The 18,100-nt window shown below is 58.3% G+C and carries 12 protein-coding genes; 8 read left to right on the top strand and 4 right to left on the bottom strand.

The genetic code is table 11. From position 1 onward, the window contains the following. Positions 1-96 precede the first annotated feature (96 nt). Complete coding sequence (locus Pan97_RS14295) at positions 97-438, bottom strand: hypothetical protein (RefSeq protein WP_144973616.1); 342 nt, start codon at positions 436-438, stop codon at positions 97-99. A gap of 368 nt (positions 439-806) precedes the next feature. On the opposite strand from Pan97_RS14295, the gene Pan97_RS14300 reads away from it, so the two are divergent. The 4 genes from Pan97_RS14300 (at position 807) to Pan97_RS14315 (ending at position 5,483) form a co-directional block, all read left to right on the top strand. After that, a complete protein-coding gene (locus Pan97_RS14300; RefSeq protein ID WP_144973618.1) occupies positions 807-962 on the top strand; it encodes a DUF3309 family protein in 156 nt (51 codons plus the stop codon). Positions 963-1,154: 192 nt separating this feature from the next. Then, on the top strand, positions 1,155-4,418 hold the full coding sequence (locus Pan97_RS14305; protein ID WP_144973620.1) for a response regulator: 3,264 nt from the start codon (positions 1,155-1,157) through the stop codon (positions 4,416-4,418). A gap of 238 nt (positions 4,419-4,656) precedes the next feature. Further along, entirely contained in the window at positions 4,657-4,827 is a 171-nt protein-coding gene (locus tag Pan97_RS14310; protein ID WP_144973622.1) for a DUF1328 domain-containing protein, read from the top strand. 158 nt (positions 4,828-4,985) lie between these two features. After that, on the top strand, positions 4,986-5,483 hold the full coding sequence (locus tag Pan97_RS14315) for a hypothetical protein (protein WP_144973624.1): 498 nt from the start codon (positions 4,986-4,988) through the stop codon (positions 5,481-5,483). Here Pan97_RS14315 and Pan97_RS14320 read toward each other — a convergent pair. Then, complete coding sequence (locus Pan97_RS14320; protein WP_144973626.1) at positions 5,480-6,928, bottom strand: sigma-54-dependent transcriptional regulator; 1,449 nt, start codon at positions 6,926-6,928, stop codon at positions 5,480-5,482. The genes Pan97_RS14315 and Pan97_RS14320 overlap by 4 nt on opposite strands. A gap of 435 nt (positions 6,929-7,363) precedes the next feature. Between Pan97_RS14320 and dps the strand changes: the two genes are divergently transcribed. Together dps and Pan97_RS14330 are read left to right on the top strand one after the other, a co-directional pair. Beyond that, positions 7,364-7,834: a DNA starvation/stationary phase protection protein Dps gene (gene dps / locus Pan97_RS14325; RefSeq protein ID WP_144973628.1), complete on the top strand. Its 471-nt coding sequence runs from the start codon at positions 7,364-7,366 to the stop codon at positions 7,832-7,834. Between the two features lie 248 nt (positions 7,835-8,082). Next, positions 8,083-10,620 carry a WD40 repeat domain-containing serine/threonine protein kinase gene (locus Pan97_RS14330; protein WP_144973630.1) on the top strand — a complete coding sequence of 846 codons (2,538 nt, stop codon included), beginning with the start codon at positions 8,083-8,085 and terminating at the stop codon, positions 10,618-10,620. A gap of 243 nt (positions 10,621-10,863) precedes the next feature. Here Pan97_RS14330 and Pan97_RS14335 read toward each other — a convergent pair whose 3' ends face one another. After that, on the bottom strand, positions 10,864-12,954 hold the full coding sequence (locus Pan97_RS14335) for a vWA domain-containing protein (protein ID WP_165698764.1): 2,091 nt from the start codon (positions 12,952-12,954) through the stop codon (positions 10,864-10,866). A 106-nt stretch (positions 12,955-13,060) separates the two neighbouring features. Here Pan97_RS14335 and Pan97_RS14340 point away from each other — a divergent pair, with 106 nt between their 5' ends. Both Pan97_RS14340 and Pan97_RS14345 read left to right on the top strand, forming a co-directional pair. Further along, positions 13,061-16,693: a caspase family protein gene (locus Pan97_RS14340; protein WP_144973634.1), complete on the top strand. Its 3,633-nt coding sequence runs from the start codon at positions 13,061-13,063 to the stop codon at positions 16,691-16,693. A gap of 156 nt (positions 16,694-16,849) precedes the next feature. Next, positions 16,850-17,056, top strand: coding sequence for a hypothetical protein (locus Pan97_RS14345; RefSeq protein ID WP_144973635.1), 207 nt, complete (start codon positions 16,850-16,852; stop codon positions 17,054-17,056). Positions 17,057-17,166: 110 nt separating this feature from the next. On the opposite strand, the gene Pan97_RS14350 is transcribed toward Pan97_RS14345, so the two are convergent. Then, a complete protein-coding gene (locus tag Pan97_RS14350) occupies positions 17,167-18,057 on the bottom strand; it encodes a hypothetical protein (protein WP_144973637.1) in 891 nt (296 codons plus the stop codon). Positions 18,058-18,100 lie beyond the last annotated feature (43 nt).

The following is an 18,100-nucleotide window of genomic DNA, read 5'->3' on the forward strand; positions in this document are numbered from 1 at the left end:
CGCGCGGTGGTCGCAAGAAGGTAAGCAAGAACGAAGAAAGGGTCATCGATGGGTGATCGATGACCCTTCCACTGGACGTTCGTCGACCGTCAGCCGTTACAAGTTTTCGCTGTCCGGCTCAACCGGCTGCGGCTCTGGCTCTTCAGGAACCGGGGTGATGGTTTCCTGGTCGCTGTCCTTCGTCAGACTCTCCGAAGTTTCTTCGGCTGCCTGTTCGACCGATTCCGCGGAGTCCTGAATGAACTTTTCGGTGGCCTTCACGGCCTGATCGGTGTCTTCTTTCAATTCGGTCTTGTTCAGTTCGATCGTGCTCTTGTCAGGCGAGTCACTGAGCGTGACCCAACCGAATGTCAGGCCTAGGCCCGCAAACAAGACAACAAGCACGGCGATCGTTGCCAAGATTCCAACGAGTGCATTACCCTTATTGCGACTTTTCATGTTTTTTGTTCCTTAACTAGGTGGTTGAATGACTACCTCGGATCGGGTCGACTCGGATCTCAGTCAGACCTAATCGTGAGCGTGGCTGCCAACCCAAGATGCACGTCGCATGCCAAGACGCCTGATCAGGCCACCGGCGGTAGTCCGACTTGAGGTTACGACTGACGATGCCGTCTCTAGCGTCGTGTTTCGGATCAGATTGATTTCTATTCGATCAACGGGGCGAATTTAGCAAGCTATTGCCTGGCTATGAGCCCATCAAATCGATAAATCACGCGAATATCCAGCGGACCCCTGAGTTTGGTACACCTTTTGCTCAATACGAGTTACCTGGTTCAAACACCCCCAATAGCGCAGGAGATTCCACCATGGGTCTGCTAGAAATCGTCTTACTAATTGTCTTGATCATGATTCTGATGGGAGCGATTCCGGCTTGGCCTCACAGTCGAAACTGGGGCTATGCTCCCAGTGGCGGTATCGCCACGATCCTGATCATTGTGCTGCTTCTCATCTTGCTGTTCTGATAGGAAGCAATTGCTGCGCGAACCTTACCCTTGACGCATCTTGGAAGAGACATGGTTTCAAAAACGCGGGGAAATGGTAAGGTCATGCGACGAAGATTAAACGATTAGCCAACCATTTTGGAACGATGGAACGATCCACGAGGATCTCGATGGCTAGTGTTGGACACTAAAAGAGTTAGGTCATAAACCCCGATGTCGTTGAACAAGCCCGCCGGAAAGCTTTGGGACGAACGGCTGAGGTCTATTCTTGACGCATCCCCGGACGCCATCATTGCCATCGACGACGCTGGGGCGATCGTCGATTGGAATGCCAAAGCGAATACGACTTTCCTTTGGCCGGAAAGGGTTTCTCGCCTCCGCTTGACCGATTTATTCAAAGCGGAGGATTTGCAGGAGATCATCTCCAGCATTCGAACGCTGACCGATACCCAGAGCAACGGACAGCGGATTGAACTGGTCGCGCGTCGCGCGAATGGCAATCTCCTGCCAGTCGAACTTTCGATCAGTCGCGTCACGATCTCGGACAAGACGTACTTCAACGCGTTCGTACGAGACATCACCGAGTGGCGCCAGGAAGAAGAGCTTCACAGCAAGAAGTTGCTCGAAGCGGAGCTTCTCAGCCAAGCAACTTCGCACGCCGTTACCGCTGAAACGTTCGCCGAATCCCTGAAACGGCTCTTGGATTTGATCTGTACGCAGATCGAGTGGCCCTTTGGCCATGTCTGGATGCCGTACGATTCGGGGCTGATGCTTTCTTCTTCCCACATCTGGCATATGGAATCGGGGCTCGACATTTCCGACTTCGTCAAGAGGACGCAAGCCACTCAATTTCGTTACGGCGAAGGCCTGCCTGGCACGATTTGGAAACGCCGCGAGCCTGTTTGGATGGAGGAGTCGGAAATCTCGGCGATGATCCGCATGCGATCACACGACGGCATTCCGATCCGTAGTGCATTCGGCTTTCCGGTGATTGCCGACGGAGACGTCGTCACCATTCTCGAGTTCTTTCATACCGAAAAGGTCGAACAAGACCAGGGACTGCTCGACATCGTGCGACGCGTTGGCGAAGAGATGGGAAAGGTCGCCCAGTCGCGGCGGTTTGAGCAGCAGCGTGCCCGGCTGGCCGCGATTGTGGACTCCTCGTACGACGCCATCATCGGCAAGTCGCTCGACGGCCGCATCACCAGTTGGAACTACGGCGCAGAACTCGTTTATGGCTACTCGGCGGAAGAAGCGGTCGGGCAGACGTCCGAGCTAGTTCTTCCCGACGATCAAGAGAACGAAGAGCCGGAAATCCTGGAGGCGATTGCGCTGGGCAGACGTCTGGAGGAATTCGAAACGATTCGCGTTCGCAAAGATGGTCGCAAGATCGCGGTGAGCGTGACCATGTCGCCGGTGGTTGACTCGACCGGACAGGTGGTTGGCTCCTCCACGATCGAACGCGACATAACCGAACGCCGGCGAGCCGAAGAGGAACTGCAGCGTGCCCGCGATTCGGCCATTCGCGCCAGTCGCACGCGGGCCGAGTTCCTGGCCAATGTCAGCCACGAACTTCGCACGCCGATGAATGCCATCATCGGCATGACCTCGATGGCGTTGGATGAAGATCTGACGCCACAATTGCGTGATTATTTAGAAACCGCCAACGATTCGGCCCATTCGCTTCTGACTCTGTTGAACGACATTCTCGATTTCTCCAAGCTCGAGTCAGGCAAGTTTTCGATCGTCAAAGAAAACTTCATCCTGGCCGACGTCGTTGAGGAATCGATCAAGACCCTCTCCAGTCAGGCGTTCGCCAAAGGGCTGGAACTGGTCTGCCGCATTCCCCGCGATCTACCCCGCGAGGTAATCGGCGACGGCATCCGCCTGCGACAGATTCTGACCAATCTAATCAGCAATGCCATCAAATTCACCGACCAGGGAGAAATCGTCGTCTCGGTCGAAGTCGTTCGCATCTGGCCTGATGAAGCACGCTTTCGCTTCGCGGTGAAGGACACCGGGATTGGCATCCCCGTGGAAGAACAACAGCGGATTCTCGAGCCGTTTACCCAGGTCGATTCCTCCTCGACGCGCATTCACGGCGGCACCGGCCTCGGCCTGGCGATCAGTTCCGAACTACTGCGTATGATGGGTGGCCGCTTGTCGCTGCAGAGCGAGGTGGGACAGGGAAGCAATTTTTCGTTCCGACTTTCTTTCGATCTGCCGATCAGCCAAAACATGGACACGATCGACTCGCTGCCGTTCGAAAAGCTGCGCGAGTTGCCGGTGCTGGTCGTCGACGACAACGCCACCAATCGTAAAATCATCGCCGAAACGTTAACCACCTGGGGCATGAAACCCATCACGGCCAACGACGCACAGCAAGCGATTGGTATCTTACGGCAAAATCTTGAAAACGATATGTCGTTTCCTTTGATCATCGTCGACGCCCTCATGCCGGGCATGGACGGGTACGAGCTTTCTCGGGAAGTTCGCAAGCTTCGACCCGATTCGGAGTCGCCGGTCATCTTGATGGTTTCCTCGGCCGATCGGAAAGAATTTCGCGAGAACGAAGCGTCCACCGACATCGCGGCGTTCGTGCAAAAGCCGGTCACGCAGACCGACTTGATTCGCTCCATCTTGCGGGCCATGCGACTCGCCACGCCCCAGGCTCCTCCGCCGACCACGGCCGCGGGGAGCGGACAACCGCTCGCTTCCCTGTCGGTGCTATTGGCGGAAGATACGCCAGCCAATCAAAAGGTCGTGACGACGATGCTCAAGAAGCGAGGGCACAGCGTGACCGTCGCGCAAAATGGCCGAGAAGCCGTCGAATTGTTCAAAAAGCAGACGTTCGACGTCGTACTGATGGACGTGCAGATGCCGATTCTCGATGGCTTTCAGGCCACCAGCGTGATTCGAGCGTTGGAACGCGATGCGAATAGCGCGACGCCCATCATCGCCATGACCGCCCACGCTATGCGCGGCGACCGCGAAAAATGCCTGGAGGCGGGCATGGACGCCTACGTCGCGAAACCGCTCGACGTCAAACAGTTGTTGGGCCTGATTGAAAGCGTCGCGGAAGATCGCTTCGCGACCCAGGCCAACCAGCACGAAGTCGACGACAGCTTCAGTTCACACCCGACGCCGATCATCGACTACGCCGGGGCGATGAAACGCCTTGGAAACGATGCCGAACTCTTTCAGGAGTTCATCGTCTACTACGACGAGGACGCCAGGCAACTGGTCCAGCAAATCGAGGAGGCGATCCAGACCAAGGCCACCGGTGATCTTCATCGTGCGGCTCATAACCTGAAAGGACTGGCCGCGAATCTCGGAGCCCAGCGGGTCGTCAACGCGTCGTACAGCTTGGAACGCATCGGCAAGAACGGCGAGCTTGCCAAAGCCGCCGAAGCGTTACGACTGCTTCAGAGCGAAATGGAACGGCTCGACGCGGCGCTGCAAAATTATCGCCCGTAACTCTATCTGGTTTGTCCAAAACCAATCTGGGCACGATCTGGCCCGCCGTCGACCAGCTGCGGGCGTGATATCGATTCGTTAGCCGATTTGCCTCTATTTTTTGCGAGGGATACGGTACGCAAGTCTCATTTGGCACGCAATCTGCGATGAGTGTTTGCAGAACTAAGCCGGCAGCTAAGTAACTCACTCGCCGGCTTTGAAAAGAATCAATCACTTCTTCCAGATAAGGAATCGAGCCATGTTAAGTTGGGCCATTATGTTTCTCGTGATCGCACTGATTGCTGCTGCTCTTGGTTTTGGTGGCGTTGCCGGTGCGGCCACTGGTATCGCGAAGATCTTGTTCTTCGTATTTCTCGTTTTGTTCCTGATCAGCCTGATTACGGGTGTCGTTCGACGCCCCGTTTCCTAATAGGAAAGTTGGACGGGAGGGTTGACGCTTCAACCCTCCTGGCCCACCGAATCTGACCTACCACGGAGTCACCTTTCCAGGAGCCAACAACCATCGCCGCACGACGAGATGGCCTCGTCACTAGCGGACCTCAGCTCACCCCAGTCATTGAGATCATCATGGACACGCACGCAACGGACAGAAACAACGTATCGCCGATTGTGGCAGAAGTAATTCAAGGGCTGCACGAGTTTCAGATGGTACTTGTTGACTCGGCAGGGAAGGTCACCGATACGGATGTAGCGCAGCAACTTTTCTCACTCGCTCATCAGCATGGCGAAGTCGAGAGACAGCTGCGACTAATGTCGCACACCATCGCCCAAGATCCTCCCACTCAGCCTTCTCCCTTTTTGAACCAGATCTACTCGCTTGGCGCACGCCTTCGGAGATTCGGCGACTTCTCGAATTCACAGCATCTTCTGTGCGAGATTATCCAGAATGAAGACCGGATGATTCGCCGCTTTCGAATGCTCATCGAACAAATCACCGACATTAAGTGGCGACGCCGCCTCGCACGCCAGCTCGATCACCTGCTGGAAGTGCGTGAACGTCTGTGTCGCTTCGGAAAATGCACGGCACCGCGCGACGGCCGGACGTCGACCATGCCCACGAACTAGTCATCGGAATTGATGACATGGTCGATCGAAATATTGAGCGACCGAATCTTGTTCCGCAGGCTTCCGCGGGTAATCCCCAGGCGTTCGGCGGCTTTCGACTGATTCCCCTCGGTGACCGTCAATACGCGCGTCAGTAGCTGGCGTTCCATCCATTCCAGTGCTTCGGCGTACATCTCCGTCGAATCAGATGCCTCAAGAGCGCGTAGAAACTTGTTGAAGTCCGCCCCAGGACTGACTTCGCTCTTCTCTTGGGTAATCGGCGTTTCGGCTGTACCGTTTGCCTTCAGTTCGCTTGGAAAGAACTCGGGAACGAGCACCGGTCCCATCGCCATCAGCATGGCCTTGCGCAGCACCGCTTGAAGTTCACGAATGTTGCCCGGCCACGAGTAATTCAACAACAGCTTGACCGCATCGTCCGAGATGCCAGAGACCTGTTTGTTGAGCGACTTGTTGAAGCGCGACAGGAAATGTTCCAGCAGCAGCCGAACGTCTTCTCCCCGTTCGCGAAGCGGAGGCAAATTGATTTGGAATGTGTTGAGCCGATGATAAAGGTCGAGACGAAACTCGCCATCTTCAATCATCTGTTCCAGATCGCGATTCGTCGCCGAAATGATGCGGACGTCGGTCTCGATCGTCTCGGTACCACCAACGCGTTCAAACTTCTGCTCCTGCAAGAGCCGCAGAACCTTGCTCTGCGTCGATGGCGACATGTCCCCGATTTCGTCGAGGAAAATCGTACCGCCGTTGCACTGTTCGAACTTACCGATGTGGCGTCGATCGGCCCCCGTGAAGGCGCCTTTCTCGTGACCGAACAGTTCGCTTTCCAGCAGAGTGTCCGACAGAGCCGCGCAGTTAATCGCCATGAAGCATTCGTTGCGGCGGCTGCTGTGGTGATAGATGGCTCGGGCGATCAGCTCTTTCCCCGTACCACTTTCCCCCAGGATCAGCACGGCAACGTCTTGCGGCGCCACGCGGCCGATCTTTTTGTAAACGTCCACCATGCCCTGGCTGCGGCCAACCAGCAGATCTCCCTTTTCCGACGTAGAAGCCGCTTCCTGCATGTGCACCGGCGACTGCATTAACCGCCGCGTATCGAAGGCCCGCTCGACCAGGTCCTGAACGTCTTGTTTGTTCAGCGGCTTGAGCAGGTAGTCGTACGCCCCGCGCGACATCGCCTGGATGGCCGTATCGCTGTCATTCATGGCGGTGATGAAGATGATCGGCAGCTTCGGATCGAGGTGCCGGATCTGGGTGGCAAGCTCCAGTCCGTTCGACTCGTGCAGCATGATATCCAACAGCAGCGCATCGGGATCTTCGCCGCGAATCAGTTCGAGACCGTCTTCGGCCGTGCTGCAAGACAGCACGGTAACGTCCACCTCCTCGAACGTCTTTTCGACCAAACGATGGACCGTTCGGTCGTCATCGATCACTAGCAATTTTGGCATTAACGGGCTCCTGGCCTTGGCTTTGCCTGACTGGTGATGAAAGGTCTGAAATCCGATCACGACCGCATCTCCATTAGAGCGATCAACCCATGACCCTTCAAGCACTTAGGCGCAACAAAGATACTCATCATGTCCGAGGGGAAGGGTCACCAACCTGCCATTGCGATCGGTCGGCGGTCAGCCCATCCCCGATTTGGGCCATGTCCCCGAAAACATCATTTCTTGGTCTTGATAAACGAAACACTTAAATACGTGTTCGTACAAGCTAATTCATTCTTTCTGCAGGAAGATCATATCTTAGGAACCTGCGGATATCCACGTCCCCCCCGTCGATTCCGCGCTGCTTGGCATGAAATTTTCATTACTTAATCGATGTTCCGGCTGAATGCTCGGGATATCCGTTCCTGCCCTCAACAACCAGGAGAATGAAGACCCATGGAATTCAAACGACACGTACTCGCCGAAGATAAAGCCAAGCCAACCGCCAAAGAGCTGCAGAAGAATTTGATCGCCCTGATCGACCTCTCCCTGGTGCTCAAACAAGCCCACTGGAACGTCGTCGGGAAAAACTTTCGCGCCGTCCATCTGCAGCTCGACGAAATCCTGTTGACCACGCGGGAAGGAACCGATGAAGTGGCCGAGCGTATGGTCATGATTGGGTTTTCGCCTGACGGTCGTAGCGAGACGGTCGCCAAAGAGACGCCCCTTGCCAAGTATGCCACCGGTTTCGTAGGCATCGACGACACCATTCAGGCCGTCGCCGACGCCCTGGCAACCACCATCGGCGAACTCCGCAAGTCGATCGAAACGCTCGACGACCTGGACCTGATCAGCCAGGACATGCTGATCGCCACCTCCAGCCAGCTCGAGAAGCACCTCTGGATGGTACAGGCCCAGGAAGAATAACGCGTACCGCATAACAATCCAAAGCCTCGAGCACGCCGACGCCAGACATCTCCCTCGCCCGCGTCGGCGTGCTTTTTTTCTTGAAATGGCGACTCGCAATCAGCGGTTTCTTGCCCCCTCATAGTCTCAGCGAATCGGTGAAATCTTAGGAATTGGACTTGTCTCTTTCGGTGGGGTGGGTCCAAACTTCAACCTATGCTAGAACTCACGCAGTTCCCCTCTTCGTTCATGCAACCAGGAATCTGGCAATGTTTAACAAGGGTGATAAGCCGATCCCCGGTTATCGGCTTCAGCGTTTTCTTGGCCGCGGACAGTTCGGCGAGGTCTGGGCGGCCGATGGCCCAGGCGGAACGCTAGTCGCCCTGAAGTTCATTGCACTGCAGCAGAAGACGGGCATTCGCGAGTTAAAATCGATACAAGCGGTAAAACGGATCAAGCACGCCAACCTCTGCAGCGTGAATGCCATGTGGCTGTTGGGCTACGATGGCGACGTTCTCGACGATCACGAAATCGATCTGCTGATCCGCAACCAGACCAAAGAGAAAGAAGCCGCGTCCCAAACGCTGGCCATCGAACAAACGCAGACGCTCAGCAATCCACAGTACCTGGTAGTCAGCATGACGCTGGCCGACGGAAGCCTGGATGAACGCCTGAAAAGCTTCACCGAAGGGGGCATCCCCCGCGATCAGCTGATGGACTACATGCTTCAGGCAGCTCGTGGGATCGACTTCCTCAACTCGCCGGTGCACGACGTCGCCGGCGAGAAGGTTGGAATCCAGCATCGCGACATCAAACCGGCCAACCTGCTGTTCGCCGGCGACTCGGTCCTGGTCGGTGACTTCGGCGTGGCGGCCGCGTTTGGCGAGTACGACACCGAGGCCACCAGCGTCGTGGGCAGCTTGTGTTACATGTCGCCGGAATCGATCAAGCGCATCCCCTCTTCGAGTTCCGACCAGTACGCCCTGGCGATTACCTACTACCAGCTGCGAACCGGTACGCTTCCCTTCGAGCCGACCGTTTCGTTCGCCGAGTTGGTCGACATTCACGTACGCGGCAAGCTTCAGTTTCCCCTGGTATCCGACCACGAACGAGCCGTCCTCAGCAAAGCGACCGCCACCGATCCCAAGCAGCGCTACAGGAACTGCGTCGAGTTTGCCAAGGCGCTGGCTGTCCCTGTCGAAGTAGCAGACGCCGGAGCAAAATCCGCAGTCCCCGTCCCCGCGATGCTCGGCGGAGCCATCGCCGCCGTCGTGCTGATCGGCCTGCTTTTGTGGGGCATCTTCGGTGGTGGATTCGGTGGTACTGGCGGCGCCAGCAACGGACCGCAATTGGCTTCGCATACGATTGTCTTCTCGCCAGAACAGACGATCTACGACATCGCCATCACTGCCGAGCAGCCGCGTGAAAACGTCGCCTCAACGGGAACTTCCGCGGCCAATCTCGACCTGCTGCCGACCGACAAGGTACGTGTAACGGCTCGCTCGGAAGACTGGCTCTATCAGCCGCTGGACAAGGAATACTCGTTTGACGAGCTGGCTCGCGCCGACTGGAAAGTCAATCTCGAGCCGATCCCGGCCAAGTCGATGCTCGAGCACATCACCAAGTTGGCCGCCCAAGGCAAATGGGACGAAGCAACCCGAGAGTTCGCCAAAGCGGCGGCATTGCACCCCGAACTCAAAGACAAGCCTTCTCCCGAATCGGTCGAGCTGAAGGGAACGCCTGCCGTGGTGACCCATTCGCTGGTGCAAAAGCGTCTGGCCACGGCGATCAGCGACGACGGTTCCAGCAAGCTCGGAGTCGTTCCGCTGAACGAACCCGGCAAGAACGCCGAAGACGTCGCCATCGGTTCGATCCCCTATCAGATCCATCTGCCCACCCAAGCTCCGTGGGCCGTCCTGATGCAGGATAGCTCGGCCGCGGTCGTCTCCCTCGATGCTTCCGGCAAGCCATACGAAATCAGTCTTGGAAAACCAGGCGAGGCCCTCTTCCGCCAGGTAACCTCTTCGGCCTTGTCCCCCAGGGGCGATGCTATTCTGGTCGGCCAGGATCACAAGATGGTCTCCCTGCTGACAGCTCGTGAAGCGGACCAACCGATCACCAAGTCGGCCGAGTCAAGCTTCCCGACCCGGGTCGATGCCGTCGGTTTTTCGCCCGACGGTAAGTTCTGCTTCGCCATGGGGATCGATGGAGACATTCGCCGCTGGCCGGTCGAAGGGTTCGGCGACGCGACCGCGAAAGACTTTCAGGTCGCCGATCTCGACGAGGAAGTCCTCGCCATTCATCCCATTTCGCAAGACCGCCTGTTCGCGTTCACGGAAACGAAGCTGCTAGACATTCAACTGGCCGATAGCGATACCAACGCTCAATCGAAGCTGGTCACCGATCTTCGCTCGGGACTGGTCGTCAGCCGACTGACCGACGATCAAAAGTACCTGGTCTATAGCACCCAGGGGCAATCGCAGCCGCTGTCGATTCTTTCCGTCGAAACCGGCGAGGTCACCAGCATTCGCCCGCCGGACATCAAGGGCCTAGTCGAGGACTTCGATGTTTCGTCCGACGGCCGCTGGATCGTGTACGTCGACACCGAAGGAGCCATGCTGGCCATCGACCTGACGCAGCAGCCGCTGGCGCCGCTGCCGCTGCTTCCGTCGCCGGGTGAACGCTTGAAGTTCGTTCGCATCGCATCCAGCACGATGGACGTAGTAACCCTGGCCGAAGACGGCACCACCACCTGGTGGAACCTGGCCCAACTTCTGCTAGCCGCCCAAGCGAAAGCCAGCCACTAGGATCTCTCCTGTCCCCTCTCCTAAGGCCTGAAAGGCCGACCGAATGTAGCCAGGGGCGTCAGCCCCTGGTATCGATCTTCACAGAAATTTAAGCCCTGGAAGGGCGACCGAAAAGAGAATGACAACTTTCGGACGCCCTTCCAGGGCTAAGTCATTTGTCGCAAAATTAAACCAGGGGCTAACGCCCCTGGCTACATTCGGCCGGGCCTCCGGCCCTTAGGATTCGATCCTCAAGCCCATGAACTAATTGGCCGTCAGCAGCAAGTCCCCTTCCTTCGGGAAGTAGGGCGTGCCGGTCTTGCCGTCGCCCGAATCCCATCGCATGTACTTCTGAATCACGTGGGCCTCTTCCGACTCGGGCCAGAATGCCAGGATGTGAATCAGGTGTTGGCGAGCCAGCTTCGTATCAGGCGTGAAGTCGGTCGCCTCGCTCGCTCCCCAGTCACCACACTGCACGCCGGCCAGCATCCAGTGGGCACGCAAGGCCATCTTCAACAGCGAGGCCTCGCTGAACTCGGTGATCGATTGATAACGCCGTACTGCCGCCGGAAAATCCTTTCGCACCAGCAGCGCGTGATCGGCTTCGATCTCGGCTTGCAACAGGCGGTCGTTCAATTGACGCCGGCCATCGAACGCCTTGGTCAGGTAGCCGATCGCATCCTGCATATCCGACTTCGCATCGGCGGCCAGCCCCTGCTCTTCGCGCGTCTTAGCCAGGTTATAGTTCGCGCTGGCCAGCAGTGCGTAGGTGAATGCGTTGGCTTCGGGGTTTGCCGCCATCGGCTTCAGCAGCCCAATCGCCCAGTCCAAATCCTTCACGCGCAGCGATGGATCGACCGAGACGTCGACCGACTTCTCGATCAGGTCCATGGCCGAAAGCAGCTCCCCTTGCTCTTTGGAATTGAGGGTTCCCAGGATGCCTGGCCAGAACTCGCGAAGGTCGCTCGCCTGTTCGCTGCTGACTGCCTTGGCCAGCAGCACCATCGGCCCCATGGTGGGTCGCGTTTCCGGAATCGCTTTCAGGTACGAGGCCATCAAGATGTCTTCCGATCCGCTGGCTGAGATCGCCGCGATCGGCTTCGCGGAATTCGCGGTATACACCTGCGACTGGACATCCTGCAGATCGCGGTTGGCTCGCAGGTCACCCACGATCAAAATATCGGCTCGCAAGCGTAGGCATAATGCCTGCGGCCACTGCGATTGATCGACCGGACCTGACTTAAGTCGCAGAAACTCCGACTCGATCTGACGACTCGAAATCGTCTTGATGCCCGGCAAACGTCCCAGCGTGTATCGCAGCTGCGAGGCAAACCGGACGCCTGGGTCTTCGTGATAAAACGTCATCGCGTTCCAGGGAACGTGCGGCAAGATGGCCACGCGAACGGAAGTCAGATCGCCAAACTGCTTCTGCGCTTCCTGCTTCGCCTGGTTGATGTCGTCGTCGGTGATCGCCCCCACGAAGGCGAAGTCGGCCCGTGGTCGCTTGGCCGCGCTGGCGACCTTCTCTTTGATTTGCGAAAACGAAAGATCCAACATCAAGCCGCCGGTGCGCGACGTCAACTGTCCCATGAAATTACGGGTCTTATCGACGGTCGCCTCAAACGCTTCGTGCTCTTCCGGGCGACTCTCGCACAGCAGCCCATGGATGTTGATGCCGCGTTGGTTGGCGACGTTCACCAAAGCATCGGTCTCGTACCAGCGGCGCGACTGGGTCTTTGGTTCATCAAACGAAGTGTCGTACGGCGGGGCATCGGTAATGAGCATCAACCACTTGGTGGCCTTTTCGTCCTCCGACCACGGCAGCTCTTGAATCGTCTTGAAGACCGCCAGGTCGACCGCTTCAGGGAAGTAAGGTTTGCCTGACTGCGGCTGCAGCGAATCGATCATCTTCTGCACAGCCGCGTCGTCCCCTGAGAACCCGTTGGAAACACCCACGAGCGGCTTATTGCTTTTGCCACTATCGGCGAACGAAACGATGGCGACTTCGACCTTGGTTCCGCTGGCCCGCTTCAGGTCGGCGATCACCTGGGGAACCTTCGCGCGAATGCCAGGCAGTTCTCGGGCCATGCTCTCGGTAGTGTCAACGAGAAACGCGATTTGAATGCTCGGCGTCTCGGGACGAATCGCGTCGAGGAAGCTTCCTTGAAAGATCCCCATGCTCTTCGCGTCGGGCGCGGTTCGCACGTTGAAGATCGAATCGAGCGCCGAGGCGGCCGTAGGTTGGGGGTCTTGCGCAAAAAGCGAGGAAACGGTTAGCGTGTTTCCAATTAGTACGCAACACAACAAACCAGCGAGCGTTAATCCAAAGCGTCGAAGCAATTCCGTATGACGCACGTTTCGTTCCTCCTGCGGTTGTTTCGACCAAATTTCGCTGGCAAAAAATTCGCCGGTCATTGTAAACTGCCTCACACGGCCCTGAAAACGGCTTTTCCGAAAGTACATGATGATACGACTCCTACGTGCCTGGTTCTCTGTCTTAGTAGTGGTTATCGCTCCACTACCCCTGACGGTTGCCCAAGAAATGCTTCCGGCCGAAAGTATTTTGCCAGGTCAAGATGAGCCGCCTAAGTTCTCGCACGAAGGTTTGCCTGACGAATCGGTCGTCCCTGGCCTGCCCGTAAACTCGATGCAAGCGGAACAACCGGCCCCCGAACAGCTTTCACCGAGCGACGAAGTTCCGCTGGCCGGTGAGCACGTCGTGCCCAATATTGAGGTCGTGCAAGAGGTCGCCTTGCCGGAAGACCCTCCATGGCTGCGCCTCAATCTGGGTGGTCCCACCGCGCCGGTTCAAACGCTTTGCTTCTCGCGCGATGGCACCCGGCTGCTTGCCGCTGGCAACGACAAAATGGTCCATAGCTGGATCGCCGCCGCTCCGCAGCCTGGCATGCCGCAGCGCTGGATCTACGAGACCCCGGTGCGTTGGCAGGTCCAGCGAGCGACGCGCGGTGACATCCATGCACTGGCCGCCATGCAAGGGAAGTTCGCGTTCGCCGGGATTGGCGCTTCGGCGCTAACAGGCGAAATCGTGCTGGCCGATCAAGGCCGCATGGCATACGAGCGGACCCTCTTCGACGTCGAAAATGGACCACGCTCGCAAATCCTCGATTTGGCGGCCCTGCCCGAAGGGCTCTTCTCGCTCGACTCGGAAGGGGACATCCAGTACTGGTCCGCCGATCCGGCCACCGGCAAGTGGTCGTTCGCAACTGGCGCCAATCCGAATGAAACGCTCAAAACCGATCCTGCTCAGCTGCGATCGTGGCGACTGCGCGGCAGCCGTATGGCATCCAGCGGCGACGACACGCTGATCTTTCCGGTGCCGGTTCGTAGCGAACAAGGGATCCCCTATTGGCGAATCGGCCGCTGGAAAGCCAACGACGCCGGGGCCACGCTCGTCGGTGCGATCACCCAGGAGTTTCCCGGCGGCATCGGCGCGATGGCCTGTAGTGCCAACGGAAGTCGCCTGGCCGCGGCCGACATCAGCGACTCAGGCACGCTCGTCCTGGCCGACCTGGCCAATCCGCGTGGCACCGCGTCGATCGCTACCGGTGCCAACGTACGCAGTGTTTGCATGCCCAACGATGGCAGCCAGGTTGCCGCCGTCATCGCGAAATCACCGCGAGGTCCGTTTGAAATTCGGTTATGGAAGTGGCCTCTGGGGGGCGCACCGCAAGCTTCGTCAACGCTTCCCCTGGCCACGATCGCCACTGATGCGGCCTTCAGCCCTGATGGCAGATTTCTGGCAGTCACGCAGGAAAATGCCGTCGTGATGCACGACCTGGCCGACCTCAAATCGCCGGTCGTTCTGACCACGCCAATCATCACGCCTGAGGACGTCGCGTTCACGCTCGATGCCGACTACCGCATCGTCATCCGGCAACAAGCTGCCGATGGGCAACCCGAGAGCGTGATTCAATTCGAAACGGCTCGGCGGCGGTACTCCGTCCTTCAGCCACCCCCACCGACCGTCCCCAGCAATCCGTGGAAAGGAACCTGGTCGCTCCAGCAAAAGGCCGTCGATCGCGGCACTCGTTTGGTCTACGAAATCTTTCAGGGGGACCAGTCCTACTGCGAAATTCCGCAGGCAATCCTGGGCACCTCACGCATCACCTCGGTCTGCTGGCTGGCTCCCGAGGAAGGTCGCAATGCCCCTTCGCATATCGTCGTCGGCACGGTCGGTCGCAATCATGCTTACCTGCTCGACATCACCAACCCGCAAAACGTGAGCGTCGTCCGCGAGTTTCGCGGGCACTCTTCCGCGATTCGTAGCGTGGGCGTTTCGATCGACTATCGTTACCTCGTCACCGGCAGCGACGACGGGCTGGTCAACATTTGGAAACTGACCGAAGAGCCTGCCGCTTCGCGATCGCAAAACGCCTGGGGCGCCGACTTCGAGATCGTCAACAACCAGGTCGTTGCCCGAAACGTGATTGCGGACGGTCCGCTCTATTATCGCGGCGTTCGCACAGGCGACGTCATCGAGTCGCTGGCCCAGCGCGTCGATGCCAATCCCGACGCTCCATTCGATGAAAAGGAGCGAGATGAGAAGACCATCGACAACGCGGACGCCATCGTGCAAACGTTGGCGACGACCGCCGGCGATACGATGCTTCGCTTTCAAATCGAACGCAACGGTGCTCGACAGAAGCCGTTCTACTTGCACCCTGCCTGGCAGCCGCTGGCCTCGCTGGTAACCACCAGCGATCGCGAGTGGGCCTATTGGACGCCGTATGGTTACTACGACGCTTCCTTCAACGGACACAAGATCTTCGGCTGGCAGATCAATCGCGGGATCGATCAGGCCCCCGACTTTTTCCTGGCGGCGGAGCTCAAGCAGCAACTCGAGAAGCCGCGCGTCATGGAGCGACTGCTCGACGCCGGAAGCCTGTCGGCCGCCATGCAGGTCGCCAAGGCGACGGTCCCGTTCAACCTGCATAACCGCCTGGAAGCGCTCGCATCGCTGCGTCCGCAAATCACGATCGATTCGCCCACCAACGACCAGCTGCTAAACGAATCGCAGGTACTAGTCGAAGCGACGATTCACGTCCCGGCTGGCTCGGAGCTGACTTCGTCCAAGGTCTTCGCCAATGGCGTCCCCGCGGTGGAGAAGCTTGACGAAGAGGTGACCGTGAGCGAGGTCGTCAATGGTCACCAGCACAAGCTTCGCTGGCGTGTGGCCTTACCGCCGGATCAGCGGATTCGCCTGGACGTGATTGCCTCGACGACCGAAGGAATTTCCGCCACCGAGTCGCTCACGATCGTCCAGCCTGCCTCAAAGCACGCGGCGCGTCCGCGGCTGTTCGTGATCGCGGCCGGCATCAGTCAATATTCCGATCAACAGATTCCACAGCTTGACTTCGCTGCGGAAAATGCCAAGGCGTTTACCAACACGCTCAAGGCACACGCCGCGCAAATGGACGTCGAGACAATCGTGCTGACCGATGCCAACGTCACGCAGCCGCTGTGGAACGTGGCGGCCGATACGATGTGGCAGCAGCTGCAAAACACGGCCCGTCCGCAGGATGTGGTGTTGTTCTTTCTGTCCGGGCACGGGGTCCGGGACGTCGAGTCCCAACGCTACTTCTTCTTGACCAGCGACAGCCGATTTGCCGACGTCGCCGGCAGGCGCTACGAACGGTGCATCTCGTCCGATGCGTTTCAGGCGTATTTCGCCGGTCTGCCGTGCCGCAAGGTGGCGATCCTCGATACGTGCCACAGCGGTGCGATTCAGCCGCTGCGGCAGGACGACTTGAAGGTGATGCTGCGTGACATGGAAGAGGACGTCATCCTCACGATCACCGCCAGCGAAGGGGACGAAGAAGCATTTGAGGAGCGCGACAAACGTCTGGGCCGCTTCACGGCTCGGCTGGTCGAAGGTCTGTCCGGCAGTGCCGACCAGCGGGCGTATGCCGGCAACGGTGATGGCCAAGTCAGCCTGAACGAAGTCGCGCAGTACGTTCAGGCCACCGTCCCCAGCGATGCGGCGGCCGTCGGTCAGTCGCAGCATCCGACGATCTTCCCTCGCGACTTGTTCCCGCTGGTCGACGTTCCCCTAGCCACGAGCGCGGCCAACTAAATTGCCCCGAGCCCTACTTCAGTCCGATGGTCACACCGTAACAAGTCGGCCCGGTGTGCGCCTCGCGAACCCTTCTGGCCTGCAGTGGGTCTCACCCAGGAACGACTACCAACGGAAACCTTTTTCTCCATTTCACCGCCTGCAGAGGAGTGCGCAATGCCGTGTGATTGGAAGGCAGCCCTTCGCCAGCTTACTTCGCTCATCCAGCATGTTTCCGAAGATTGGAACAGCGGATCACGCTCTTTCACGCCTCACTTCGACGGGGCGATCGGCCGACAAAAACGCGCCCCCAGCGTGACCCCACCCCCGTGGCTCAGCCGCAGGAACAAACGCCCAGCGCAGCGCGGAGGCCCACGCACCTAACGGCGTGCCGTGTGTTTTTGCGCTGGTGGAGCTGCAGAACGTGTGAGTTAAAGCAACCACCAGCGCGCGCATTCCTGTCCCCTCGCCCCTGAGGGGAGAGGGGACAGGAATCAAGGCGGCCCGCGTTCGTGGGCCGTTTCGACTTGTCGTGTTTTGTTGTTGGACGCCATCCTCACGTCCGCGCAGGCATGCTTTTCGATCGCACGAAGCACACGTTCGCGTCGTGTGGGCGTGATGATCTGCTTGGTTTCGGCTCGGGAGATTACTTGGGGCTGCGTTTCGCTTTCGGATTGTTCTTCGCTGGAAGCCTCTTTCACCGGTGCGTTGAGTTCCTCTTCTAGCGCATCGATCTCGGCCTGTTTCGCGGTGATCTCCTCGATCAACTGCAGGTTGAGCTTTTTCATGCGGTAGAACATCCACGCGTACAATCGTGCGGCTTCGTACGTGAGCGGTTCGCGCAACGGTTGCCGTAGCCGGTAACGCTTTCGTTCCTCGTAACGCGTCACGGCGTCGCGTTCGCGCGGTTCTCGACTTTCGCCTGAATCACTTCGCGAACGTTTAGGCGTTAGGCCGTTGGGCACCAGGGGAGGATCGATTTCGGGGAACTCGTACGCCGCGACCTCCGGATCGATTTCGACCACGATGCTGTCGGCCCGGTAATGGGGCCGGTCGGGGTCGAACGCTTCAACAGGCGGCTCGTCGTGGGAAACGTCCTTCGCCATCGCGGCCTGAAACGCGGCTTCCTCCTGGGCCTCTTGCCGACGGATGATTTCGTTGAGCGTGGCCGATTGCGGCCGAGGCGTTCGTTTCGGAGGGGCCATCTTCGGCGGCCAGAACTTCTTGGGCTGCGACTCGTTGGCCGGCTCTTCCTGCAAGATCATCAACACTTTCCCGCAGCAGGGGCACAGAAGCCGATTCCCATCGCGCACGGCAACCTGCGGAGCGTGCGCTGATGCGTCCGCTCCGTGTGTTTCAGGTTGTGGTGCGTGTTGATGGGACATGACAGTATTCGTGTGTTGAAGGTTTGCGTACCCACGCGAACGT

It is taken from the genome of Bremerella volcania, assembly GCF_007748115.1.
Taxonomy (GTDB): domain Bacteria; phylum Planctomycetota; class Planctomycetia; order Pirellulales; family Pirellulaceae; genus Bremerella; species Bremerella volcania.